This is a genomic window from Saliniferula longa, assembly GCF_050789285.1.
Lineage (GTDB): Bacteria > Pseudomonadota > Alphaproteobacteria > Rhodobacterales > Rhodobacteraceae > CAVPWP01.
In genome coordinates this window covers 1,211,115-1,233,232 of the sequence record NZ_JBOUVX010000001.1, presented here as the reverse complement: position 1 = coordinate 1,233,232, position 22,118 = coordinate 1,211,115, and the positions used below count along the sequence as shown (strand labels likewise).

Annotated in this window: 20 protein-coding genes and 1 tRNA gene; 5 read left to right on the top strand and 16 right to left on the bottom strand. The window is 63.2% G+C overall.

Annotated elements, in window-relative coordinates; all coding sequences use genetic code 11:
• Window positions 1-18 precede the first annotated feature (18 nt).
• From ACRDNQ_RS05830 to ACRDNQ_RS05815, 4 genes are all read right to left on the bottom strand, one after another.
• Window positions 19-1,359 (bottom strand): ABC transporter permease, encoded by a 1,341-nt coding sequence (locus ACRDNQ_RS05830; protein WP_431827686.1) that lies wholly within the window; start codon window positions 1,357-1,359, stop codon window positions 19-21.
• Complete coding sequence (locus ACRDNQ_RS05825; RefSeq protein ID WP_431827685.1) at window positions 1,359-2,036, bottom strand: ABC transporter ATP-binding protein; 678 nt, start codon at window positions 2,034-2,036, stop codon at window positions 1,359-1,361. The genes ACRDNQ_RS05830 and ACRDNQ_RS05825 overlap by 1 nt, the downstream gene beginning before the upstream one ends.
• A 66-nt stretch (window positions 2,037-2,102) precedes the next feature.
• The gene (locus tag ACRDNQ_RS05820; protein WP_431827684.1) at window positions 2,103-3,449 is read right to left on the bottom strand and encodes a metal-dependent hydrolase family protein; all 1,347 of its coding nucleotides are present in this window, start codon (window positions 3,447-3,449) and stop codon (window positions 2,103-2,105) included.
• Window positions 3,450-3,657: 208 nt separating this feature from the next.
• A complete protein-coding gene (locus ACRDNQ_RS05815) occupies window positions 3,658-5,034 on the bottom strand; it encodes an amidohydrolase family protein (RefSeq protein ID WP_431827683.1) in 1,377 nt (458 codons plus the stop codon).
• Between the two features lie 235 nt (window positions 5,035-5,269).
• On the opposite strand from ACRDNQ_RS05815, the gene ACRDNQ_RS05810 reads away from it, so the two are divergent.
• From ACRDNQ_RS05810 to ACRDNQ_RS05795, 4 genes are all read left to right on the top strand, one after another.
• The gene (locus ACRDNQ_RS05810) at window positions 5,270-6,313 is read left to right on the top strand and encodes a helix-turn-helix domain-containing protein (RefSeq protein ID WP_431827682.1); all 1,044 of its coding nucleotides are present in this window, start codon (window positions 5,270-5,272) and stop codon (window positions 6,311-6,313) included.
• Between the two features lie 161 nt (window positions 6,314-6,474).
• Window positions 6,475-7,725 (top strand): carbohydrate porin, encoded by a 1,251-nt coding sequence (locus ACRDNQ_RS05805; RefSeq protein ID WP_431827681.1) that lies wholly within the window; start codon window positions 6,475-6,477, stop codon window positions 7,723-7,725.
• Between the two features lie 304 nt (window positions 7,726-8,029).
• The gene (locus ACRDNQ_RS05800; protein WP_431827680.1) at window positions 8,030-9,085 is read left to right on the top strand and encodes an alpha/beta hydrolase; all 1,056 of its coding nucleotides are present in this window, start codon (window positions 8,030-8,032) and stop codon (window positions 9,083-9,085) included.
• Window positions 9,086-9,413: 328 nt separating this feature from the next.
• Entirely contained in the window at window positions 9,414-10,418 is a 1,005-nt protein-coding gene (locus tag ACRDNQ_RS05795; RefSeq protein WP_431827679.1) for a lipoprotein N-acyltransferase Lnb domain-containing protein, read from the top strand.
• A 35-nt stretch (window positions 10,419-10,453) separates the two neighbouring features.
• Here ACRDNQ_RS05795 and ACRDNQ_RS05790 read toward each other — a convergent pair whose 3' ends face one another.
• Entirely contained in the window at window positions 10,454-10,879 is a 426-nt protein-coding gene (locus ACRDNQ_RS05790; RefSeq protein ID WP_431827678.1) for a hypothetical protein, read from the bottom strand.
• A 1,169-nt stretch (window positions 10,880-12,048) separates the two neighbouring features.
• On the opposite strand from ACRDNQ_RS05790, the gene ACRDNQ_RS05785 reads away from it, so the two are divergent.
• Window positions 12,049-13,146 carry a tyrosine-type recombinase/integrase gene (locus ACRDNQ_RS05785; RefSeq protein WP_431827677.1) on the top strand — a complete coding sequence of 366 codons (1,098 nt, stop codon included), beginning with the start codon at window positions 12,049-12,051 and terminating at the stop codon, window positions 13,144-13,146.
• 163 nt (window positions 13,147-13,309) lie between these two features.
• Here ACRDNQ_RS05785 and ACRDNQ_RS05780 read toward each other — a convergent pair.
• The 11 genes from ACRDNQ_RS05780 to iscR all read right to left on the bottom strand — a co-directional run bounded on the left by ACRDNQ_RS05780 (window position 13,310) and on the right by iscR (window position 22,044).
• Window positions 13,310-13,386 (bottom strand) — tRNA-Arg (locus ACRDNQ_RS05780).
• 46 nt (window positions 13,387-13,432) lie between these two features.
• Complete coding sequence (locus ACRDNQ_RS05775) at window positions 13,433-14,653, bottom strand: cysteine desulfurase (protein ID WP_431827676.1); 1,221 nt, start codon at window positions 14,651-14,653, stop codon at window positions 13,433-13,435.
• A complete protein-coding gene (locus ACRDNQ_RS05770; RefSeq protein WP_431827675.1) occupies window positions 14,653-15,246 on the bottom strand; it encodes a Yip1 family protein in 594 nt (197 codons plus the stop codon). The genes ACRDNQ_RS05775 and ACRDNQ_RS05770 overlap by 1 nt, the downstream gene beginning before the upstream one ends.
• Window positions 15,243-15,776, bottom strand: a complete 534-nt coding sequence (locus tag ACRDNQ_RS05765; protein ID WP_431827674.1) for a YIP1 family protein — start codon at window positions 15,774-15,776, stop codon at window positions 15,243-15,245. Before ACRDNQ_RS05765 ends, ACRDNQ_RS05770 begins: the two co-directional genes overlap by 4 nt.
• A 16-nt stretch (window positions 15,777-15,792) precedes the next feature.
• On the bottom strand, window positions 15,793-17,082 hold the full coding sequence (sufD, locus tag ACRDNQ_RS05760; protein ID WP_431827673.1) for a Fe-S cluster assembly protein SufD: 1,290 nt from the start codon (window positions 17,080-17,082) through the stop codon (window positions 15,793-15,795).
• Complete coding sequence (gene sufC, locus ACRDNQ_RS05755; protein ID WP_431827672.1) at window positions 17,082-17,837, bottom strand: Fe-S cluster assembly ATPase SufC; 756 nt, start codon at window positions 17,835-17,837, stop codon at window positions 17,082-17,084. The genes sufD and sufC overlap by 1 nt, the downstream gene beginning before the upstream one ends.
• A 76-nt stretch (window positions 17,838-17,913) precedes the next feature.
• A complete protein-coding gene (locus ACRDNQ_RS05750; protein ID WP_431827671.1) occupies window positions 17,914-18,456 on the bottom strand; it encodes a hypothetical protein in 543 nt (180 codons plus the stop codon).
• A 117-nt stretch (window positions 18,457-18,573) separates the two neighbouring features.
• Window positions 18,574-18,900 (bottom strand): DMT family protein, encoded by a 327-nt coding sequence (locus ACRDNQ_RS05745; RefSeq protein WP_431827670.1) that lies wholly within the window; start codon window positions 18,898-18,900, stop codon window positions 18,574-18,576.
• Window positions 18,901-18,960: 60 nt separating this feature from the next.
• Complete coding sequence (gene sufB / locus ACRDNQ_RS05740) at window positions 18,961-20,484, bottom strand: Fe-S cluster assembly protein SufB (RefSeq protein ID WP_431827669.1); 1,524 nt, start codon at window positions 20,482-20,484, stop codon at window positions 18,961-18,963.
• A 20-nt stretch (window positions 20,485-20,504) separates the two neighbouring features.
• Window positions 20,505-21,566, bottom strand: coding sequence for a cysteine desulfurase family protein (locus tag ACRDNQ_RS05735; protein WP_431827668.1), 1,062 nt, complete (start codon window positions 21,564-21,566; stop codon window positions 20,505-20,507).
• On the bottom strand, window positions 21,559-22,044 hold the full coding sequence (iscR, locus tag ACRDNQ_RS05730; RefSeq protein WP_431827667.1) for a Fe-S cluster assembly transcriptional regulator IscR: 486 nt from the start codon (window positions 22,042-22,044) through the stop codon (window positions 21,559-21,561). The genes ACRDNQ_RS05735 and iscR overlap by 8 nt, the downstream gene beginning before the upstream one ends.
• Window positions 22,045-22,118: the final 74 nt, after the last annotated feature.

Below are 22,118 nucleotides of genomic sequence, written 5' to 3'. Positions count from 1 at the left end.
AGAAGTCCCTTTGGTTTGTCATAGCCGAACCGACAGTCCGTCGGCCAGCGTCATGCGATAGACCCGGACTGCCGGGATAAGCGAGGCGAAAAGCCCGGCGCAGAAAATGACGAAAAGCGTGGTCAGTTCGCGCGCCCCGAAGACATTCCATCCCAATCGCAGACCGAAGCGGGCGGACAGGATCGGGTCGGTCACGAACGTGGCCACCGTGAGCAGAGCAACGCCAAGCACCAGCCCCGCCGCGGTGAGGACGGCGGCTTCGGTGACGATCAGCGCAAAGATTCGGGCGGGCGTGGCGCCAACGGACCGCAGGATCGCGAATTCACGCCGGCGGGTGTCGAGGGTCGCGGAGAGCATGACCACCATGCCGATCATTCCTGCCAAAGCCACGGCCCACGCCATCAGCCGCATCGCGCGCTCCGCTGTCCCGGTGATCCCCCAGAGCTCGGCGAGCGCGACCGCCGGCAGGACGGCGCTCAACGCGTCGGAGGGGCGTTCGTTGACGGCCCGCTGCAGGCCGAGGACACTCGTCCGATCGATCAGCCCAACATAGACGGCATTGATCCGGTCCGGTTCGTGACCGTGTCCGGCCCCGGTACCTTCATGGTCGCCATGCTCTTCATGGTCGTCATGCGCGTCATGGTCGTCGTGAGCGTCATCCTCACCATGACCGTCGGCGGGCATGGTGGCCGGGTCGAGGGGGTCGGCCAGTGGCGCGTCTTCTTGCGCATGCAGGGTGTCGAAGCCTTCGAGCGTGACGAAGACCATCCGGTCTACGGCGGTACCGGTCGGCGCGAGCACACCAGATATGGTGAAGGGCGCGTCATCGTGGAGGTCGAACGAGACCTCGCCAGAGCCATGGGCGTTGACGATCACCGCACCGGGAGCATAGCCGAACCGCGCCGCGACCTCGGCCCCGATCACGGCGGCGTCCGCTTCATCGCCGGTAAAGGACGAGCCAGCCGCCAGAGAGAGCGGCTGACCGCCGGAGTGCCGGAAATGCTCGAAATACGATGCATCCGTCCCGATCACCGGATAGCCGCGGTGATTGTCGCCCATCTGGATCGGCACGGCCCAAGCGACCTCGGGCCGACCCTCCAGCCACTCGAAGCTCTCCCATGTCATGCCGGTCCCGGTGCCGCCGACGCCGAAAACGGTGGCCATCAGGATCTGGACGGAATTGCCGCGCGGCGCCACAATCAGGTCGATCCCGGACGCGGAGTTGGCGAAACTGTCGCGCGCGCCGTCCCTCAGCCGCTCGACACCGAGGATCAGCGCGACGCTGAGGCTGATGGCCAGCACGGTCAGGCCGGCGACGAACCGGCGGTTCCACAAGCTGCGCAGGCTGAACCCCAGCATCAGGCGGCGCCCCGGTTGAGGGTGAGAAAGTCAACACCGCGGTCGAAATGACGTTCCAGGCTGCGGTCGTGGCTGACGAAGAGCAGAGCGGTGCCCACTTCGGCGCATTCCCGCGCCAGCAAGTCGACGAAGGCCGCCTTGGCCGCCTCATCGAGCGCCGAGGTCGGCTCGTCCGCCAGGATCAGGTCCGGCTTGCCAATCAGCGCACGCGCGGCGGCAACCCGCTGTTGTTGCCCGACACTGAGCTCGTGGGCCGGCTTGGATGCCAGCGACGGATCGGACAGACCCAGTTCGTCAAGCAGTCGGCGGGCCGTTCCCGCAGGATCGTCGCCCGCGCGCGCGCGTCGACGCTGCGAGAATGTGCAGGGCAGAAGGACGTTCTCGAGCGCGCTCAACCAGGGAACGAGATTGAACACCTGAAAGATCATGCCGATGTGATCCACCCGGAACCGGTCCCGCGCACCACCGCGCAGGGCGCCAAGATCCTGATCTGCCACGCGGATAACCCCCTTCGGCACATCGACCACTCCCGCGATCGCGGACAGCAAGGTCGATTTTCCGCAGCCGCTCGGTCCATGCAGAAACACGCTCTCTCCGGGCGCCAGAGACAGCGCGCCAATCTCCAGCGTGTTGCGCTCCGCGCCCGGCCATCGGTAGACAAGCCGTTCAATCCGCAAGGGGTGCAATTATCGGCCTCCCGGCCATGAAATCGCCCGCCGCGCTTTCGCGGCGGGCGGCAGTTTTCACTGAAGCGTGTTCTTGTAGATCACGCCGTCCTTCATGATCAGCAGGATGTTCTTTGCGTCCTCACCCAGGATCGAGACGTCTTCCAAAGGATTTCCATCCACCAACAGGATATCGGCGTAGGCACCTTCCTTGATTACGCCCAGCGGTCCCTCCTGGTAGGGATGCCCTGGTCCGCTCAATTCAAAGTACTTGGCGTTGTGGGAAGTCGCCATACGAAGGATCTCAAAATCGCTATAATGGTTTTTAAATCTGGCAAGAAGATCGGCTTGCTGACCGTTGGTATTCGGTGAAAAGAGAAGGTCTGTTCCAAAGGCCATGTTCAGGTCATATTTCTTTACGAACTCCATCGTCTTCTCAAAACCATCTACGACCTGAACAAACTTTGCATAGCGATCTGGGTCTAATGTCTCTGCACCTGGAATATCCAGGTAAAACGGCTGGATGGACAGCCAGGCGCCCTTCTCCGCCATGAGTCTTGCACTTTCTTCACTCATCAGGTGTCCGTGCTCGATACCCTTAACGCCGGCGTTTAATGCCCGGGCGATTCCTTTTTCGTTGTAAATATGCACGGTAACGTAGGTACCCCAGTCAGTCGCCGCATCCACGATAGCCTTTAGTTCTTCAGCAGTATATTCATTGACATACAGAGGATCATACAGGCTTGACACACCCCCGCCGGCCATAACTTTAATCTGAGTTGCACCTTTCTTCAGGTTGTAGCGTGTGGCCGCGAGAACTTCATCCACCCCGTCTGCGACCCGGGTGATCTCAAGCTGCTCAAAACGTGGTGGACCCCATCCGAAGGCACGCGGACCTTCCCACACCTGACCGAAATCACCATGCCCTGAAGTCTGGGAGATCAATGCCCCACTGGGAAAAATGCGCGGCCCCTCAATTACTCCTTCGTCAATGGCTTTCTTAATGCCAAAAGCCGGCCCGCCGACATCACGGACAGTGGTAAAACCCCGCAGGAGAGTTGCTTCCGCGCCGGCAATCGCGCGTGCATGTAGATAGTCCGCTTCTTCCGATTGACCTTCCTCTAGCGTAATAGAAGAGAGCAGCGTATGCCAGTGAGCGTCAATCAACCCGGGCATCAGCGTGCGCCCGCCACCGTCGATGACCGTGCCGCCTGCCACGGCAAGCGGTTCGGTCGAAATGGCGGTGATAAGATTGTCCGTCACCACGACATTGGCATTCATGATCAGGGCTTCGTTCACGCCGTCAAAGACGTTGACGTTCGTGAACAGGATCGGCCCGGCGGCGTCCTGAGCCGCCGCCGGCAGCGCGACGCTGACGACGACGGCAAGCGCCGCGCTAACGGTCTTTGGAGTCAGTTTGTACATTTGATTTCTCCTATCACCGGAGCAACGAGCCCCTTGTGAAGCGTTCAGTCGTGGTCGTGCAGGATCAAAACTATCGCCGGAGCGACGGGGTTGCGTTTCGACGATTGGTCCCTGAGTTCGTGTTCATTGGAGCGCGCCGGCAAAAAGCACGCTCCGCAAGAGGTTGCTCACTTGTCGCCCGCCGCGCTTTCGCGGCGGGCGATCCTTGTCACTGAAGGGTGTTCTTGTAGATCACGCCGTCCTTCATGATGATGAGGATCGTTTCGGGGCTGTCAGGGCGCGGCTCTGCGTCGAGCCACTTGTCTGACGCGCCGACGACAGAGAAGTCTTCGAGCGGATTCCCGTCGAGGAGCAACAGATCAGCGTAAGCGCCTTCTTCGATTACGCCGAGCTTGCCTTCCGGATATGGGTTCATGAAATCGCCAGACAGGGCGACGATTTCTCCACCCACCGATGTCATCGCCACCAGTCCTTCGTAGGCGCTGAAAAATTGCTCGTGCAAATGCTTCTCGTAGGCAATCTGGATGTTGCAGGCTTCAACCGTGTCAATACAGTCCGTATTAAAGCCACGCTTAACAGGATATTGCTTCATGTTCGAAATGTAGTTCGCAAACATCTCCTTTGCCGCTGTCGCTTTGGCCAGGCTTGATGGCACGTCGCGCACTGGCGGAATTTCCAGTATCGACGGATCGAAGCTGGTCAGGTTGGTAGTGGTGTAGGCGCCTTTCTCTATCATCAAATCTGCGACTTCCTTGTCGAACCCCAAATTATGTTCGATGGACTTAACGCCAGCATTCAGTGCGGCCATCGCGGCTTCTTTGCGATAGGCATGTACCATGACGTAACTGCCGTACTCGTTGGCGACCTGAACCGCCGCCTCAAGTTCCTCTTTTGATCCGGCAAGCAATTGGAACGGATCGAATACCGAAACGATGCCACCCGATTGCATGTATTTGATCTGGGTGGCACCCATGCGGAAGTTGTTGCGCGCGAATTTCAGCACGTCGTCAGGGCCGTTGGCCTGCTGCGAGATGTTCAATCGAGATACGTTTGTCTCTGCATCAGGCAGGGCAGTGAAGTTGGCGAAATCGGCATGCCCCCCTCTCGTGCCGATAAACGCACCGGAAGCATAGTGGCGCGGACCGACGATCAACCCGCTATCGATTGCCCTACGAACACCACCGTTAGCTCCGCCCGCGTCGCGTACGGTGGTGAAGCCCTGCATCAAGTACATCTCGGCCATCTTGGTGGCGTGGATGCCGTAATCCTCCCAGGTCTTGCTGGCTTCCATGGCCGGCACCGATGGCCCCATGAGCATGAAGTGGGCATGGGTCTCGATGAATCCCGGCGTCAACGTGCGCCCACCACCGTCGATCACTGTCGCATCCGGGGCGTCGACGGCCTCGGTCGACACGGTCTTGATCTTGTTGCCCTCGACAAGAACCGAAGCGTTTTCGATGAGGGCCTCGTTCACACCGTCAAACACATTCACATTCGTAAACAAAACCTGCGGCAGCGCATCTTGTGCACAGACCGGGCCTGCCGCCAAGACAGACAGCGCAGCCATTTTCAAAAAGGTCTTCATACCGTTTTCTCCCGTTCACAGCGGCCGCATACGCCTTGCGCGGGCCGTTCACCGCTCCAAAATGAGCGCTTGCAACTCGCCGTCGGCGCGCACCGTTTCTTTCGGGCACTGCATCGGCAGTCGACGCAGCCTAGCAACCTGAGGTGGCAAAAACTTATCAAAATCGGATTCAATTATCCTGAAAATCCGAAAGTTATGATAAGTTATCATTGCATCTCGAAGTATGATTGGGAGCATGACGTCACCTGTTGCCGATTTCTTCCCGGGAAGCCCCGAAGCCCGGGCGAGTGCCTTGGTGCAACTGGCCACGATTTCCCCTTTGCTTGGCTATCTGAAGGCGCGGTCCTATGACTTGGACAAATTGCTGGAGGCTCAGGGGCTTACGCTGAAGGCCGCGAATGATCCTTCGCGGCTCGTGCAGGCCGAGGTGGTTTATGGGCTCCTCGAGTCCATTGCCCGGACCATCGGCGATCCGTGGCTCGGCGTACACGTTGGGGAACAACTCGACCTGCAGGCGTGGCCCATCACGCAGGACGCGCTCAAAGGTGGCGAAACACTTGGCCAAATCCTGACAGGCCTCGTGCTTTCCACAGGGAAATTCACCGCATCGGCGCGGCACCGTCTGGAAATCGGCCCCGTGCAATCCTCCTACTGTGTGGAACGCACGTTTCGTCCGCGCCAAGTGCCGCTTCAGAACATCGGCTTTACATTTGTAACATTTCTTCGGATTCTCGATCTGCTCGACGACACTCGGGCAACAGGCGACGTGGTGCTCGAAACACCGTCTGCACTCGCATTGCCGCCGGGTTACAGAGGCCTCGACATTCGGGAAACCGGGGCTCCGGTGCAGGTGATCCGCTTTCCGTCACAGCTGCTGCGGTCCCGTGCTGTCAACCGTCTTGCCCGCACCCCTGCAACCGAGGTTTTACCGGAGCGCCCGTCGCTGACTCGCGCCATCGCCGCCGTAGCGCCGGAGATCCTCAATCGCCACGAAGACAACCTGCAGCAGGCTGTGGCCGAGGCGATCGGCCTGGCTCCGGCAGAACTGGAAGCCGGGTTGTCTGTCCTTCGCACGAGCCTTGCGAGCGAACTTCGCCGTGCGCGCCTTGCGCTGGCTAGCGATGCGCTGGAAACGACTGACACGCCGATCGCAGACATCGCGGCCCAGTTGGGTTTTTCCGCTGCCGCCAACTTCTCGAGGTTCTTCAAGTCCAACACGGGCGAAACGCCGCGCGCTTATCGTCAGCGGCTGCGGCGCTTTCAAACCGGAAAGCGGTAGAAGCGGGTGGCCGTGATCAAGCAGTCCCGCGCCGAGCATCACGGTGACGGTGCGCCAGCTACACCACTCGACGGGACATTGCCGCCGTGAAACTTTTGCAGGCCTTCCACCACTCTCTGGTTCACATTTTGCACAAACGAAACAACAGGGAACAAAGCCCCGTGAAACCCACCCTCACGTCCTGCATCCGCGCGCTGACACTTTCCGGATTATTCGCCGCAGCGCCGATGGCAACTCTTGCGCAAAGTGCAAACGATCTCGCCGGTCCCTCTGCAACGCCAAGTGTCCTGGCATCCGACGCGGAGGATTCTGACGACCTGCTTGGTATCAACAAGCAGCAATCCTGGTTGGAGTGGAAAGCAGGCGTAAAGGAGCGAACAGGGCTCGATTTTGGTATCGACTACAACGTTCTAGGCTACAAGGCGTCCTCAAGCCTGGGAGAAGACAACACAGCCAGCGGTGTGCTTCGCATCTTTGGCACGTGGGAATTGTTGAACCGTGGGCAGGCCAACTCTGGTAAGCTGGTCTTTAAATTCGAGAACCGTCATGCGTTCACGAACGTCCCACCGACCGAGTTCGGGAGTGAGCTTGGCTATGCCGGGCTGGTCAGTTCCGTCTTCAGCGACCAGGGCACCAAGACGACAAACTTCTACTGGAAACAGGACTTTGCGCAGGGCCGCGGCACGGTCTATGCGGGTTGGCTGGACGTGACGGATTACACTGATGTCTATGCCCTTGCCAGCCCATGGTCCGGTTTCTCGAACCTCGCTTTCCAGACCGGGTCGGGGACGATCGGCGGACTGCCGGACGGATCTCTGGGGGTGATGGTCGGCGGTTTTTTGAGCGACAATTACTATGTCGCGGCCAGCTTCGTCGATGCCAACGGAGACCCGACCGATCCACTTGCCGGGTTTGACACGTTATTTAACGATTTCGAAACCTTCAAAACGCTGGAGTTCGGGTGGACCTCTGGGCCCGATGCCCTTTTCGTCGATAATGCCCACGTGACCCTATGGCAAATTGATGAACGCACGGCGGCAGGAACCCCCAGCGGGTACGGGGCTGCATTTTCTTACTCCAAAGTGATCGACAACACGTGGTTGCCGTTTATTCGCGGTGGTTGGTCCAAAGATGGCGGCAGCCTCTATGAAACTGCTCTGAGTGCCGGTTTCGGCTACACGACAAACCCGGGCCAGAACCTGCTTGGTGCGGGGCTGAACTGGTCCCGACCAAATGAAGACACCTTCGGGTCCGGGCTGGACGATCAATATACCCTTGAGGTATTCCAGCAATGGCAATTGACCGAAGGCATTGAGCTGACACCGAGCATTCAGGTGATCAAAGACCCGGCGCTGAACCCCACAAAAGATACGGTTGCGATGTTCGGGCTGAGGCTGAGGGCTGCTTTCTGAAACGACTTCCGCCAATATGTTTCCACCGGAAACGTCTGCAAAACTGCAGGAGCAAATGGCCTGCCCGCATCGGGTGGTCCGGTTTCAGTCTTAGTGCATGACGGGTCTGGGCGCTACGGCTGGCCTGCGGCGGTAGTGTGAAGCCGAGTCGGGATGGTCGCGAATATCAAGAGGTGCTCGGTTGAAAACCAGGGAAATACCAGAATAGGGGGCGATGGCGTTGGACGGCGAAGTGAATTCCCAAAGGCGGCGTCGCGATTCAGACCGCTCCGTCAAGTTGTCACGCCGGGCGCTTCTCGCCACTATGGCAGCAAGTGTAGCGACAGCCTGCTCTGCGCCGCGGCACCTGGTTGGTGCGGCGCCTTCGAACGAGGTCGCGGGGCGAAGCCATACGATCTACATCGCGACTGTTCGCGCGCCCTCCACGGATCCCACTGTCTTTTTCTCAGGCGAAAGAAGCCCGCGTATCAACTTTGCCACGGTGAATGTCCACACTCCTCCGAACCATGTCATTGGTCAGCTCGAACTGCCTCGGAGTCTACCTCCAGATCCGGAAAGACACTTCGTCATAAAGAACCCGCAGATACTGGACGAAGCCGGGTTCAGGTCCGTTGTGGGGGCCCACGCGCTTTCGCGCCCACGCGGTCAGCGCGATGCCCTGATGTGGATACATGGCTTCAATACCACGCTCAGCGAGGCAATTCTCCGGCTGGCGCAGTTCGTCGAGGACACGGAGTACAGCGGGGTGCCTCTCCTATTTTCCTGGGCGTCCGATGCGCGGATCACGAGCTATGTCTATGACATCAACAGCGCGCTTATTGCGCGGGACGCGATCACATACGTCGCGAGCGCGCTCGGGCGCTCGTCCTTCGACAAGGTCGACATCGTAGCGCACTCCATGGGCAACTTGCTCGCGATGGAGGCCATTCGAGGCGGCAGCCAACTAAACCTATTCGATTCGACCGGCAAGCTCGCGAGTGTGGTTCTTGCCGCTCCAGATATCGACTACGAACTCTTCGCAGCGCAAGTGAGTTCCATCCCCCCGGAGAGCCGCGGCTTCTTTGTTCTGATTTCGAGCGACGACCGAGCTCTGAGGTTGTCGGGTTTGATTGCGCGACGTCCAAGGGTCGGTGACATCGATGCGGCCTCGCTGACCAAGCTCGGCGTCAATGTCATCGATCTCAGTCAGGTCGGCGACACAAGCTCGATACATCACTCGAAATTCGTCGACGCGCCCGAAGTTGTGCAGCTTCTTGGCAGTCGCATTCTGGCTGGCGACAGTTACACATCGGAAGGTGCCTCAGTTTTGGGCCAAGCGCTGGTTGTCGGTGCTGGAGGTACGCTTGAGCTCCTCGACTGATCGCTCAGGCCGTCGCACGAAGACAGGGGAGCATTCGGCTTCTTCGTCGCTTCCTGCTCGCGATCAAGCGGACGCGCGTTTTGGCTGCCTCACCTCTGGCACAGCTGAGTGTTCCGTTTTGGATTTCCGAAATCCCGTCGATGCCGGCCGTGTTGGAAGTAGCCTGTCAGATATCCCGATGCCTGCGACTTGCGACCTTGGGTCTTTGTGTGGGCGGATAGATCCCGGGCAGAGGCCGCCGCTGTCCAGGATCTTCTTCCGTTACAAGGGTGCAATTCACGATCAGCTTCAATGGGCTGCAAGATCCAAGTTGGAAGGAACAGCCTGAATGCGGGGATTTCTCCAAGGCATGGCGCGATTTCTGCTCGCCCTCGCCGTCGGCTATCTGACGGCCTGGGGCGCGATGGCGCTCTGGTTCAAGCTGCCAGGCCCCGACGCGATCCAATGGCTCGTCGCGGCGGCTTTCGGCGCGCTTGGGCTAGGGACGGTCGTGGGCATCTTCACGATGGCCCGCTTGCGGTGGCTTTCGGTCTTCGCACTGACCGCCATCGTCCTGCTCGTGTGGTGGAACAGCCTCGCCCCACCCAGCGAGGGACAATGGTCGCCCGAACTGGCGCGGCAGGTCACCGGGACGATCGAAGGAGACGTCCTGACGCTAGAGAACGTCCGCGCGTTCGAATGGCGATCCGAAGAGGACTTCACGGAGGTCTGGGCGACCCGCAGCTATGACATCTCGCAGATCGAAAGCGTGGATCTGTTCATGTCCTACTGGGGCGGCCGAAACATGGCGCATCTCATGCTGAGCTTCGGCTTTGCCAATGGGGACTATCTCGCGTGGTCCATCGAGGTACGCCGCCGGAGCGACGACAGCTTCTCGCCCGTCGCTGATTTCTTCAAGGCACACCCGATCGCCATCGTGGCCGCGGAAGAACGCGACGTCGTCGGCCTGCGCTCCAACATCCAGAAGGCGAGCGTGCGCATGTTTCGCCTCAGGGTGCCGCCCGAGGGGTCGCGCGATCTGATCGAAGCCTATGTCGCGGGTGCCAACCGGCTCGTCGAGGAACCTCACTGGTTCAATTCGGTATTCACGAATTGCTCGCGCACCGCGATCCTTCTGGCGCGATACGCGGGGGCGACGCTGCCTGCCGACTGGCGGATCATCGTGAACGGCTACTTTCCCGACTACCTTTACGATCAAGGCGCTCTCGCCACCGATGTCTCGATCGAGGAACTCTACCGTCTTGGAGATATCTCGGAGCGCGCTCGGTCCGAAGGGCTGACCGAGAACTATTCGCAAGCCATACGAGACGGAGTTCCGACGCCGCGAAGATGACCCATCACCTGCACCGCACGATCGCTAGAAACCCATCACCGCGCGGACTGTGAAAGGTTCCGAAGGTGCTGATCGATCTCGACGAGCTTCGTCGTGAAGCCCTTGGCAATCGCCCGAGGCCCGACACCGATCTGCATCAGCTGCAGGAAGTTCGACCCGAGGTTCGCCACGGGAACGATCACCGATCGGATCACGATCGTCTGCTTCGCCACCGAGACACCCGCCTGCCAGAACTTCTCGGCCGTCGCCAGGTTGCGCAGGGCGTTCTTGCCCATGACCGCCGTCACCGTGTCGACGAAAGCCTTCTGCGCCGTCTCGTTGAGACGGGTCTCGCCGGTCCAGAGATCCTGGACCGAGAATTCCCGATACCCCACGGCGTTGTTGATCATATCCTTACGGACATAGAACCTACCCTCGCCGAAGGTATCCTCGATCATGACCCTCATCTCGACAGGCACCATGTTCCAGGCGTCCCGGTAGCCTAACTACCCCTTCGCCAGACGAAACCCGACTGAAGACCAGCTCCCGCTCCGCCGGGGATTTCCGGCACGAACAATATTGAAACGCAAAGGAATGCAATCTTGCCACCATAGGATGCATCGGACGACCGGTTCCGACCAAGATTTCCCTGAGCGCGAGTTGTGAATTTAGGATGATCTTTGAAACTCATTACCAAGAGCTTGCAACCTTTGCGAGAGCTCGGGACGCATGGGATGGTGGTCTTCCTGGCTCCGTGACGGACCAAAATGCCTTACGCCCTGTCAGGCTTTCTCCGATCCGGCGCTTACGGATTCTCATAAATACTAAAGGCTAGGGGTTCGGGTTCTGACTAAAGGGGGTCTAAAGGCTGGAGCCCTTGAGAGATCGGGGTTTTCCGGACTGGTTCAGCGATGGTTTGACGGCCTGCGAAACAGGTCGCGCGACGGCCCCTGGACGCCAAATCTTGTAATCTTCGTGACTTTTTACACCATGACTTTGCACGGGCGCCGGGCTGTCATAAGTTGTGCCCATGTCAGGCCCAGCCTGACCCCCGATCAACCGCGGGTTCCTGCGGCATCGCGGGTGCAAATCCCTCACGCCTGTCCGGCGGCGTTGCGCCGGTGAAGTTCGTCGTCGTGGCTTCGGCCATCGGCTTTCACGGTCCGAGTCCGTCGCGTCCCAAGGCGCGCCTGAAGAGGACCGCCCACTGTTGTTGAGGTTGCTGTCATGGCTCTTTATGCCCGACCCGCCCACCGCATGCGAAGCTCGTCGCCGTCCTCGCCGCGGCGACACGCTGCCCTACGCAATCAGCCGGGCTACCATGCCATTGACAAGCCTCCCGGCGCCCCTGGCGGACCGCCTGGCGCCCTAAGGGCAAGCCGCCCTCAGGCGCCCTTGTGCTGTGGACTTCGAGCCTTCCTCACGCCGGGCGGAGAAGAGCGCGATGTCTATGAGGACGTTAGGCCACGTCACCGGACGGGGAGGCTACACTGATGTCCCTGCCCCATCTCCTGACCTTTCCCGACGCCGCGCGCCAATTGGGCGTGCCCGTCGACAGCCTGCGCCGCGTCGCCGATCACCATGGCAAGACCATCGTGATCGGCCGGGCTTGCCGCCTTCTTGCCACCGACCTCGAGGAGCTGATCGAGCTATGCCGCGTCAACGCAAAGGCGCACGCCTCTACTGGAAGGAACGCCTCGGCCGTCCCGGTTTCTGGGAAATCCGCGACGGAACCACCTACATCTCCACCGGCACTGGCGATCGCGCAGCGGCTGAAAGCCGCCTCGCGGAGTATCTCCTGAGAAAGTACCGGCCTGCCGGTAACGTCACCCCGGACGAGTTGTCCATCGCCCGATGCCTCAGCCTCTATGGCGAGGAACATGCCCTCCATGTCGCAGCGCCGGAACGGATCGGATACGCCATCGATGCGCTTCTGACCTTCTGGGGCGACCAGCCGGTCGCGGCCATCACGGGGGCCGCCTGCCGTCGCTATGCCGGCTCACGCATCACGCGGTTCGGCAAACCGGCGAGCAACGGCACCATCCGGCGCGAACTGAACGTCCTGCAGGCGGCGCTGAACCATTGCCACGCCGAAGGTTATCTCACGGCTACACCACGGGTCACCCTGCCCCCGAAACCGCCCGCGCGGGACCGCTGGCTCACTCGCGAAGAGGCCGCCTGGCTCCTGCGCGGAGCGCGGGCGCTAAAGGCAGACGGACGCCACCTCGCCGACTTCATCCTGCACGGGCTATACACCGGGTCACGGAAGGCAACGATCCTCGCCATGCACATCGACACGCCCTCGACCCGTGGCGGCCATGTCGACACCGATCGCGGCTGGCTCCACCGCAAGCCCGTGGGCAAGGCCGAGACGAAGAAACGCCAGGGCGGAGCACCGTTGCCCCGCCGCTACCTCGCCTATCTGCGGATCCAGGCTCGGAACGGCCGCCGCTTCGTGGTCGAGGATCACCGAGGCCGTCGGGTCGGCGACATCAAGACCGGCTGGAAACGCGCGCTACGGCTTGCCGAGGCGAAAGCGCGGGCGAAGGGGGTCACGATCGACCTCTCCGACGTCACGCCGCACACGCTGAAGCACACAGCGATCTCGTGGGTCCTACAGAGCGGCGTGCCAATCTGGCAGGCCGCCGGCTACTTCTCGACGAGCCCCGAGACCCTCGCGAGCGTCTACGGGCATCATTGCCCGGACCGCTTCCGGGAGGTGCTCGATGCGCTCGACCGGCGGACCTGAGCGCGCCGGAGAGCCTCGATCGCCATCGGACCCACCATTGTCTGCGACTCGAAGGACTACCCGGACAGGGTCAGCAGCAGGCTTGCAGAGGCCCCTTGACCGGTCAATCCGGGGCGAAACTGGGGCGGACCGGAGCAGCGAGTTCTTCAAGTCTTTGATTTTATGGCGCACCCGACAGGATTCGAACCTGTGACCTCTGCCTTCGGAGGGCAGCACTCTATCCAGCTGAGCTACGGGTGCTCCGTGCGGGCGGTATAGCGGCGGGGGCCGGACCCCGCAAGCGGCATCAGGCGAAAAGCTCGTGGCAGAGCTCGAGCGCGTCGACCAGCGCGTCGACCTCGTGGGTGGTGTTGTAAAGGCCGAACGACGCGCGGCAGGTACCCGACAGGCCGAGATGCGCCATCAGCGGACCGGTGCAGTGCTGGCCCGCGCGCACCGCGATGCCGCGCTTGTCCAGCACGGTCGAAAGGTCGTGCGGATGGGCCGCCCCGTCCAGCGTGAACGAAAAGATCGCGGCTTTCGAGGCGCTTCGGCCCTGCACGTTCAGCCAGTTCAGCCCGTCAAGCCGGTCGCGGGCATAGTCGCGCAGCCTCTCTTCATGGGCGGCGATGTTGTCCATCCCGAGGCCCATCATGTAGTCGAGAGCGACGCCAAGGCCGATCTGCTGGACGATGCCCGGCGTGCCGGCTTCGAACTTCATCGGCGGGTCGGCATAGGTGACGGCGTCCCTCGTGACCTCTCGGATCATGTCGCCGCCGCCGAGGAAGGGGCGCATCTCGGCCATCCTCTCGCGGCGGATGAAGATCGCGCCGGAACCGCTTGGCCCGTAAAGCTTGTGCCCGGTGATCGCGTAGAAGTCGCAGCCGATGTCCTGCACGTCGACCGGCATGTGCACGGCCGCCTGGCTGCCGTCGACAAGCACCGGCACGCCCTTCGCATGGGCGCCCTCGGTGATCGTCTTCACGTCGACACGGGTGCCCAGCACGTTCGACAGATGCGTCACCGCGACCAGCCGGGTCTTCGGCCCGATCGCGTCCAGGACCTTCTGCGGATCGAGATCGCCGTTGGCGTCGACATCGACCCACTTGAGCACGACGCCCTGCCGTTCGCGCAAGAAGTGCCAGGGCACGATGTTGGCGTGATGCTCCATGATGCTCAGGACGATCTCGTCGCCCGGGCCAAGGCGCGGCATGGCCCAGCCGTAGGCGACAAGGTTGATGCCTTCGGTGGTCCCCGAGGTCATCACGATCTCGTCCTGCGCGCCCGCGTTCAGGAAGCGCGCGATGGTGCCGCGCACGGCCTCGTATTTCTCGGTCGCCAGGTTCGAAAGGTAATGCAGGCCCCTGTGAACGTTGGCGTATTCCATCGAATAGGCCTGCGTCACGGCGTCGATCACCACCTGCGGCTTCTGCGCCGAGGCGCCGTTGTCGAGATAGACCAGCGGCTTGCCGTTCACCTCGCGCGCGAGGATCGGGAAGTCGGCGCGAACACGGTCAACGTCGTACATCAGATCTGCCCCGGGACCGAGACGCCGGCAAGCGTCAGAAGGATCGACAGCACGAAGGCCAGCACGAACATCGAGACGAGGATCATCACGAAGACCTGCCCCAGCGACCGGAAGCCGTGGACCACGGCGACGAAGTTGGTCAGCAGCCACAAAAACAGCACCAGCCCGACGATGCCCAGAAGGCTGCCCACCGGCGGAAGGATCAGCATGAAGGCGGTCTGCACGACCTGGATGCAGACCATGACGAACTGCAGCCAGGCCACGAGAAGGATCGTCTCGCCAAGGTTGCCGGTGCCGCCGAAGCTGCGCCCGATGACATGGATCGCGAAGATCGTCACCAGAAGCAGCGCGAACTGCAGCACCCCGGTGACCATCGGGTTGGCCAGCGGCCCCGTCACGGTCACGCCCGCGGCCGAGGCGACAAGCAGCGTGGTGATCTGGCCCAGGATGATCGACAGGACCAGCACAAGAACCAGCAGCGGCCACAGCGCCTCGCGCGGGATGCCAAGGGACAGCACCTCTTCGGCGCCCTCGCGCGGGTTCTTGATGGTCCGCCAGACCATCGGCAGAAGCGTGTTCAGACTGAGGATCATGTCGCCCTTCCGCGCCCCGGTTCCGTCGTCGCGGCCTGTTCCGCGCCGTGCCCGGTCTCGATTTCCCAAAGTCCCGCGCCCCAGAAGCCAAGGAAGGCCAGAAGGGCGAGCCCGCCTACGATGGTCTGCCCGGCCCCCGGCCCGATGAACCCCGCGACAAGGCCGTTCAGAAGCCACAGCGGGGTCGACGCGAGCAGTGCCCAGAACAGCGCCATGCGCGCCTCGTACCAGTTGGCCCGGCCGCCGAAAAGGCGCAGCACCCCGTGAACCGCCGCCGCCAGCAGATAAAGCGCAAGCGGGGCGATAAAGACCCACCCAAGAAGCGCCCCGCCAAGCCGCATGTCGAGCGCGACCGAGGGGTCCTCGAAGGCCAGCCGCGACAGCAGCGGCCACTGCGCCACGAACATCAGCACACAGCCCGCCATCACGACGGCCAGCGCGCGATCTTCGCGCGGCGCGCCCGCCACGCGGCGGCGCAGGACCTCGCGCGGGGCGCGATAGGTCCGGGCGATATCCCGGGTGACGCTCATGCCCTGCCCCGGCCCCCTACCTGCGGTGGCGCGACAGCCAGCCTTCAAGGCGGCTGCGGATATCCTCGGCGATCTCGGGGCGATCGATCTCGTCGATGGCCTCGGCGAGGAAGGCCATGACCAGCAGATCCTGCGCATCCGACCGCGGCACCCCGCGCGAGCGCAGGTAGAACAGCGCCGTCTCGTCGATCGCCCCGCTGGTCGAGCCATGCGAGCATTTAACGTCGTCGGCATAGATCTCGAGCTCGGGCTTGGCCAGGAACTGGCTGCCCTCGTCCAGAAGCAGCGACTGGCTGATCTGGTAGCCGTCGGTCTGCTGCGCGCCCTGCCGGACCAGGATCTTGCCCTGGAAGACCCCCACCGCGCCGTCGCGCAGCACCTTCTTGAAGACCTGGCGGCTTTCGCAACCGACCGCGTCATGGGTCACGAAGACGGTGTCGTCGTGGTGAAACTCACCGTCGCCCAGGGCCGCGCCGGCGATATGGGCAACGCCGCCGTCGCCGGTCAGTTCGACCACGACCTCGTTGCGCGTCAGCACGCCGTTCACGGTGGTGGTGAAGGACTTGAAGACCGACCCGGCCCCGACCCGGGCGAAGATATGCGTCGCCGCGCGACGTTCATGGTCACGGCCCTGCGTGCGGACGTGGTGGAAGGCGCCGCCGTCGGCGACATCGACCTCCATGCACTTGTTGAAGCGCGCCGCCGCCGGCCCGTTCTCGAGAAGCGTCAGGTCCGCCCCCGCCTCGACCCGGACGACATGGTGCAGCACCGCGTCCGATCCCGTGTCGCGGTGCAGATAGACAAGCGAGACCGGCCGTTCGACCCTGGCCGTCGCACGGATCACCACGCCATCGGTCGCGGTGGCGGTGTTCATCGCGGCCAGCGGCCGCGCCACCGGGACCTGCCCGCGCGCCTCGAGCACGCCGTAAAGGTCGCGCGCCCAGTGGATGTCCGTCTTCATCGCCTCCGACAGGCGCAGGATCTCGATCCCCGCGCCCGACAGGTCGTCCGAGGCCTCGGCATCGAAGACGCCGTCGACGAACACCACCTTCAGCCTGTCCAGCGCATCGAACGCCGGGGTTTCGTCCTTCGGGTCGAAGACGGCGGCTGCGGGCGCGTCCGGCGCGATCATCGTGTCGGGACGGGTGAAGCGCCAGTATTCGTCGCGCCGCCCCGGAAGGCCCATGTCGCGCACCCGCGCCAGCGCCGCGCGCCGGGCCTCGGTCGCCCAGGCCGCGCCCGCCGGCAGGGTCACGCCGGCAAGCCAGGCCTCGGTCGCATCAAGCTTGGCCTTGGGAAGCGCCATCACGCCACCTCCGACAGGATGTCGGCATAGCCGTTCCGCTCGACCTCGAGCGCGAGCTCGGGCCCGCCGGTCTTCACGATCCGCCCGTCCGCCATGATGTGCACGACGTCGGGGGCGATGTGGTCGAGAAGCCGCTGGTAGTGGGTAATCACCAGAAAGCCCCGGCCCGCGTCGCGCAGCGCGTTCACGCCGTCGGCCACCAGCTTCATCGCGTCGACGTCGAGGCCCGAATCGGTTTCGTCTAGGATGCACATCTTCGGCTCGAGCATCGCCATCTGCAGGATCTCGTTGCGCTTCTTCTCGCCGCCCGAGAAGCCAACGTTGACCGGGCGCTTCAGCATCTCGGCGTCGATCTTCAGCGCCTTCGCCTTTTCCCGCACGAGCTTGAGGAAGTCGGCGGCGCTCACCTCGTCCTGCCCGCGCGCCTTGCGCTGGGCGTTCAGCGCGGTGCGCAGGAAGGTCATGTTGCCCACGCCCGGGATCTCCACCGGGTACTGGAAGGCCAGGAAAAGGCCGGCGGCCGCGCGTTCTTCCGGCTCCATCGCAAGGATGTCCTGGCCCAGAAGCGTGGCGGTGCCGTCGGTCACCTCGTAGCCCTCGCGCCCCGACAGCACGTAGCTCAGGGTCGACTTGCCCGACCCGTTCGGCCCCATGATCGCGTGGACGCGGCCGGCATCGACGGTCAGGTCAACGCCCTTCAGGATCTGCTTGTCCTCTTCCTCGAGCTTGACGTGCAGGTTCTTGATTTCCAGCATTTTTCTTGTCCTCAAAAAGCATGGGGGGCCGCGGCCCGAAGGCGCGACCCGTCAGGGATCGAAGATGGGGCGGGAACTAAAGCGTCGCCGGCGGATCGGCCAGCATCCCGGCCACGTAGGTGTCCGAGAAGAAGGTCGCGAAAAGGTCGGGATAGCTTTGCATCAGGTTGACCTCGCCCACCATCATGGCGACGAAGCCCGCCACAAGCGCCACGCGGCGCATTCCCCAGGTCAGTTGAAAGGTCCAGGCCAGCAGCATCGCCAGAACCGATGCGATCGCTATGTCGGCAAACATCTCGGCCGGCACCCCGGCCAGCGCGACCGGATAGATCCCGTCGTCCGAGAACAGCCGATAGGCCGCCACCCGGCCCACGAAGACCGACAGCGCCCCAAGCGCCAGCGCGACCGGAAGCAGCAGAACCGTCGCCATGGGCGAGCCGCGCCGCTTTCGCGTCTTGCGCATCTTCACCTGGGCCTTCTCGACCGCCTTCGCCTCGGAGGCGCGCACCTCGTCCCGCGGGCCCACATGAAGCGTGCCCATCGTGTTCGGTCCGCCGTTCTTGATGCGGGCCAGTCGCGCCTCGAAGGTCTGCCGATGCTGTTCCGAAATTCCGCCCAACGGACCGCTCCCCTTGTGTCGCTTGGGCAGGATCCTGCAAATCAGTTTGGCCAAACCATGACGATGCGGGGGAAATTGTCGATCCATGCTGACCGGAATTGGGCAGCGCGCCCCCGGTCATCCGCGAAACACAAGCGCCGCGCCCGCCGCGATCAGCGCAAAGCCCGCGAGCGTGTTCCAGCTTAGCGATTCCTTCAGCACCACGACCGAGAACCCGGCGAAGACGGTCAGCGTGATGACCTCCTGGATGGTCTTGAGTTGCGCCGCGGTATAGGTGCCGTGGCCGATCCGGTTGGCCGGCACGGCCAGGCAGTACTCGAAGAAGGCGATCCCCCAGCTGACCAGGATCACCGCGATCAGCGGCGCCGACTTGAACTTCAGATGGCCGTACCAGGCGAACGTCATGAAGACGTTCGACAGTGCCAGAAGCACGATCGGCGCCACCGCCGAAAACGATATGTTCGGAACCAATCACAAGCGCTCCAAGGGGCCGCGCGTCGCGCGTCAGCCCACCGACCCTTCCAGCGAGATCGCGACCAGGCTTTGCGCCTCCATGGCGAATTCCATGGGCAAGGCCTGCAGCACCTCCTTGCAGAAGCCGTTGACGACCAGCGCCACGGCCTCTTCCTCGTCCATGCCGCGGCTGCGGCAGTAGAACAGCTGATCCTCGTCCACCTTCGAGGTCGTGGCCTCGTGTTCGACCCGGCTCGAGCTGTTCTTGACCTCGATGTAGGGCACGGTGTGCGCCCCGCACTTGTCGCCGATCAGAAGGCTGTCGCACTGGGTGTAGTTGCGGCTGCCGGTGGCCTTCGGGTGCATCGAGACGAGCCCGCGATAGGTGTTCTGCGCGCGCCCCGCGCTGATCCCCTTCGAGACGATGCGCGAGCGGGTGTTCTTGCCCAGGTGCACCATCTTGGTGCCGGTGTCGGCCTGCTGGCAGTTGTTGGTGATGGCGATCGAATAGAACTCGCCCTGGCTTTCCTCGCCGCGCAGGATGCAAGACGGATACTTCCACGTCACCGCCGACCCGGTTTCCACCTGGGTCCACATCACCTTCGACCGGTCGCCCCGGCAATCGGCGCGCTTGGTCACGAAGTTGTAGATGCCGCCCCGGCCCTCCTCGTCGCCCGGATACCAGTTCTGGACGGTCGAATACTTGATCTCGGCATCCTCGAGCGCGACCAGTTCCACCACCGCCGCGTGCAGCTGGTGCGTGTCGCGCTTGGGCGCCGTGCAGCCTTCGAGATAGCTGACATAGCTGCCCTTGTCGGCGATGATCAGCGTGCGCTCGAACTGGCCGGTGTTCTCGGCGTTGATGCGGAAATAGGTCGACAGCTCCATCGGGCAGCGCACGCCCGGCGGCACATAGACGAAGGACCCGTCCGAGAAGACCGCCGAGTTGAGCGTTGCGAAGAAGTTGTCGGAAATCGGCACGACCGATCCGAGGTATTTCTTCACCAGTTCGGGATGCTCGCGGATCGCCTCGGAGATCGAGCAGAAGATCACGCCCGCCTCGGCCAGTTCCTTCTGGAAGGTCGTGCCCAGGCTCACGCTGTCGAAGACAGCGTCGACCGCCACCTTGCGGCCCTCGGCCGGCGCGCCTTCGGCGCCCTCGACGCCGGCAAGGATCATCTGCTCCTTCAGCGGAATGCCCAGCTTCTCGTAGGTCGCCAGCAGCTTGGGATCGACATCGTCCAGCGACTTGGGCTTGACCGCCATGCTCTTGGGCTTGGCGTAGTAATACTGGTCCTGGTAGTCGATCTTCGGATAGTCGACCATCGCCCAGGTCGGCTCGTCCATCTTTTCCCAGCGCTCGAAGGCCTGCAGCCGCCAGGCCGTCATCCACTCGGGCTCGTCGTTCTTTTCCGAGATCAGCCGCACGATGTCGCGGTTCACGCCCTTGGGCGCATAGTCCATCTCGATCTCGGTTTCCCAGCCGTATTTGTACTTGCCGGAAAGCGACTTGACGGCCTCGACCGTTTCCTGGTCGACGCCGTCCTTGACCTCGAGCTTGTCCAATGCGGTCATCGCTGCCGATCTCCCGTCTGTCAGGCCGCCTTGCGGCGGAACTTCTCGTATTGGCGCAGCCAGGCCTCGCAGAAGCCCCGCACCTCGTCTTCCGTCGTCGTCGGACCCAGCGACACCCGGATCGCCGATCCCGCCGTCCGCGCGTCATGGCCCATCGCCGTCAGCACGCGGCTGGTCCGCACCTTGCCGCTGGAACAGGCCGACCCCGCCGAAATGGCGTAGCCCGCCAGGTCCATCTGCATCACCTGCGTCTCGCCCTTCCAGCCCGGCGTGGCGAAGCACGAGGTGTTGGGCAGGCGCGGCGCGTCTTTCCCGACAAAAATAGTCTCCGGCGCGGCAGAAGCCAGAGCCGCTTCTAGAATATTTCTAAGTTTCTCGACCTCGGCCCAGACACCGGCGTCCAGATCGCGCATCGCCGCGGTGATCGCCGCGCCGAAGCCGGCGATGCCGATCACGTTCTCGGTGCCCGAGCGTCGGCCCATCTCCTGCCCGCCGCCGGTGGCCAGGGGCGGAACGTCGAGGCCGCGGCGCACGATCAGCGCGCCCACGCCCTTCGGCCCGCCCAGCTTGTGCGCCGACAGAACGGCAAGGTCGGCCCCGCTCCAGGCGAACGAAAACGGCAGACGCCCCACCGCCTGGGTGACGTCGAGCAGCAGACAGCCGGCCTCGGTCGCCCCGAGCCGGACCACCCCGCCCTCGCGCACCGGCGGCGCGATCACGATCCCGGTCTCGGAGTTGGCCAGCCCCATCGCCAGGGTGACCGCACCCGCCAGGCCGTCCGCGCGGGCCCGGCTCCACAGCGCGTCATGCGCCGTCGGCTCGACCACCACCGCGCCGGGCAGCGCCGCAAGCACGCCCGCCGCCTCGGTCGCGCCGGCCGTGAACACGACCTCGGCGGGCTGGCAGCCCACCGCGGCCGCCACTTCGGCCCGCGCGCGTTCGACCAGCGCCTTGGCCGCGCGCCCCTCGGCATGGACCGACGACGGATTGCCCACGACGTCCATCGCCGCGATCATGGTCGCGCGCGCCTCGGGGCGCAGCGGGGCTGTTGCGTTCCAGTCCAGATAGACCCGCTCAGTCATCGCCGCCGCCATCGGCACTGCCCTCGTCCACCACCGTCAGGATCGACGGGACGGCCGGACAGGGCGCAAGCTCGTTGCCGGCGATGTCCGACAGCCGCGTCTGGTGCAGGTAGACATAGACATGGGCCGACAGCCCCTCCCACAGCCGGTTGGTCAGCGACTGCGCCCGGCTGCCCGACACCGCGCCCGAGGCCCCCGCCCCGGTGTGCATCGCGCTCACCGTCTCGTCCACCGCTTCCAGCACGTCCGACACCCGGATGTCCGACGCCGGCCGCGCCAGCCGATAGCCGCCGCCGGGCCCGCGCACGCTGTCGACCAGCCCCGCGCGCCGCAGACGCACGAACAGCTGCTCGAGATAGGTAAGCGAGATCTTCTGCCGTCCCGACAGATCCGCCAGCGACACCACCGTCCCCGCCGGCATCGAGGCCAGGTCGGTCAGCGCCACCATCGCGTAACGGCCCTTGGTGCTCAGCTTCATGCGGTCGCGCGCCCCGAAGTAGTTCCCGGCAAAGGATCATTGACGCCAAAGCCCTCGAACCTTACCTGCTAGGC

Excerpts from the sequence above, each read along its gene's own strand:
- ACRDNQ_RS05830 (WP_431827686.1), bottom strand. The coding sequence starts at position 1,359 with ATGCTGGGGTTCAGCCTGCGCAGCTTGTGGAACCGCCGGTTCGTCGCC.
- ACRDNQ_RS05820 (WP_431827684.1), bottom strand. The coding sequence starts at position 3,449 with ATGTACAAACTGACTCCAAAGACCGTTAGCGCGGCGCTTGCCGTCGTC.
- ACRDNQ_RS05815 (WP_431827683.1), bottom strand. The coding sequence starts at position 5,034 with ATGAAGACCTTTTTGAAAATGGCTGCGCTGTCTGTCTTGGCGGCAGGC.
- ACRDNQ_RS05810 (WP_431827682.1), top strand. The coding sequence starts at position 5,270 with ATGACGTCACCTGTTGCCGATTTCTTCCCGGGAAGCCCCGAAGCCCGG.
- ACRDNQ_RS05800 (WP_431827680.1), top strand. The coding sequence starts at position 8,030 with ATGGCAGCAAGTGTAGCGACAGCCTGCTCTGCGCCGCGGCACCTGGTT.
- ACRDNQ_RS05795 (WP_431827679.1), top strand. The coding sequence starts at position 9,414 with ATGCGGGGATTTCTCCAAGGCATGGCGCGATTTCTGCTCGCCCTCGCC.
- ACRDNQ_RS05790 (WP_431827678.1), bottom strand. The coding sequence starts at position 10,879 with ATGGTGCCTGTCGAGATGAGGGTCATGATCGAGGATACCTTCGGCGAG.
- ACRDNQ_RS05785 (WP_431827677.1), top strand. The coding sequence starts at position 12,049 with ATGCCGCGTCAACGCAAAGGCGCACGCCTCTACTGGAAGGAACGCCTC.
- ACRDNQ_RS05775 (WP_431827676.1), bottom strand. The coding sequence starts at position 14,653 with ATGTACGACGTTGACCGTGTTCGCGCCGACTTCCCGATCCTCGCGCGC.
- ACRDNQ_RS05770 (WP_431827675.1), bottom strand. The coding sequence starts at position 15,246 with ATGATCCTCAGTCTGAACACGCTTCTGCCGATGGTCTGGCGGACCATC.
- ACRDNQ_RS05765 (WP_431827674.1), bottom strand. The coding sequence starts at position 15,776 with ATGAGCGTCACCCGGGATATCGCCCGGACCTATCGCGCCCCGCGCGAG.
- sufD (WP_431827673.1), bottom strand. The coding sequence starts at position 17,082 with ATGGCGCTTCCCAAGGCCAAGCTTGATGCGACCGAGGCCTGGCTTGCC.
- sufC (WP_431827672.1), bottom strand. The coding sequence starts at position 17,837 with ATGCTGGAAATCAAGAACCTGCACGTCAAGCTCGAGGAAGAGGACAAG.
- sufB (WP_431827669.1), bottom strand. The coding sequence starts at position 20,484 with ATGACCGCATTGGACAAGCTCGAGGTCAAGGACGGCGTCGACCAGGAA.
- ACRDNQ_RS05735 (WP_431827668.1), bottom strand. The coding sequence starts at position 21,566 with ATGACTGAGCGGGTCTATCTGGACTGGAACGCAACAGCCCCGCTGCGC.
- iscR (WP_431827667.1), bottom strand. The coding sequence starts at position 22,044 with ATGAAGCTGAGCACCAAGGGCCGTTACGCGATGGTGGCGCTGACCGAC.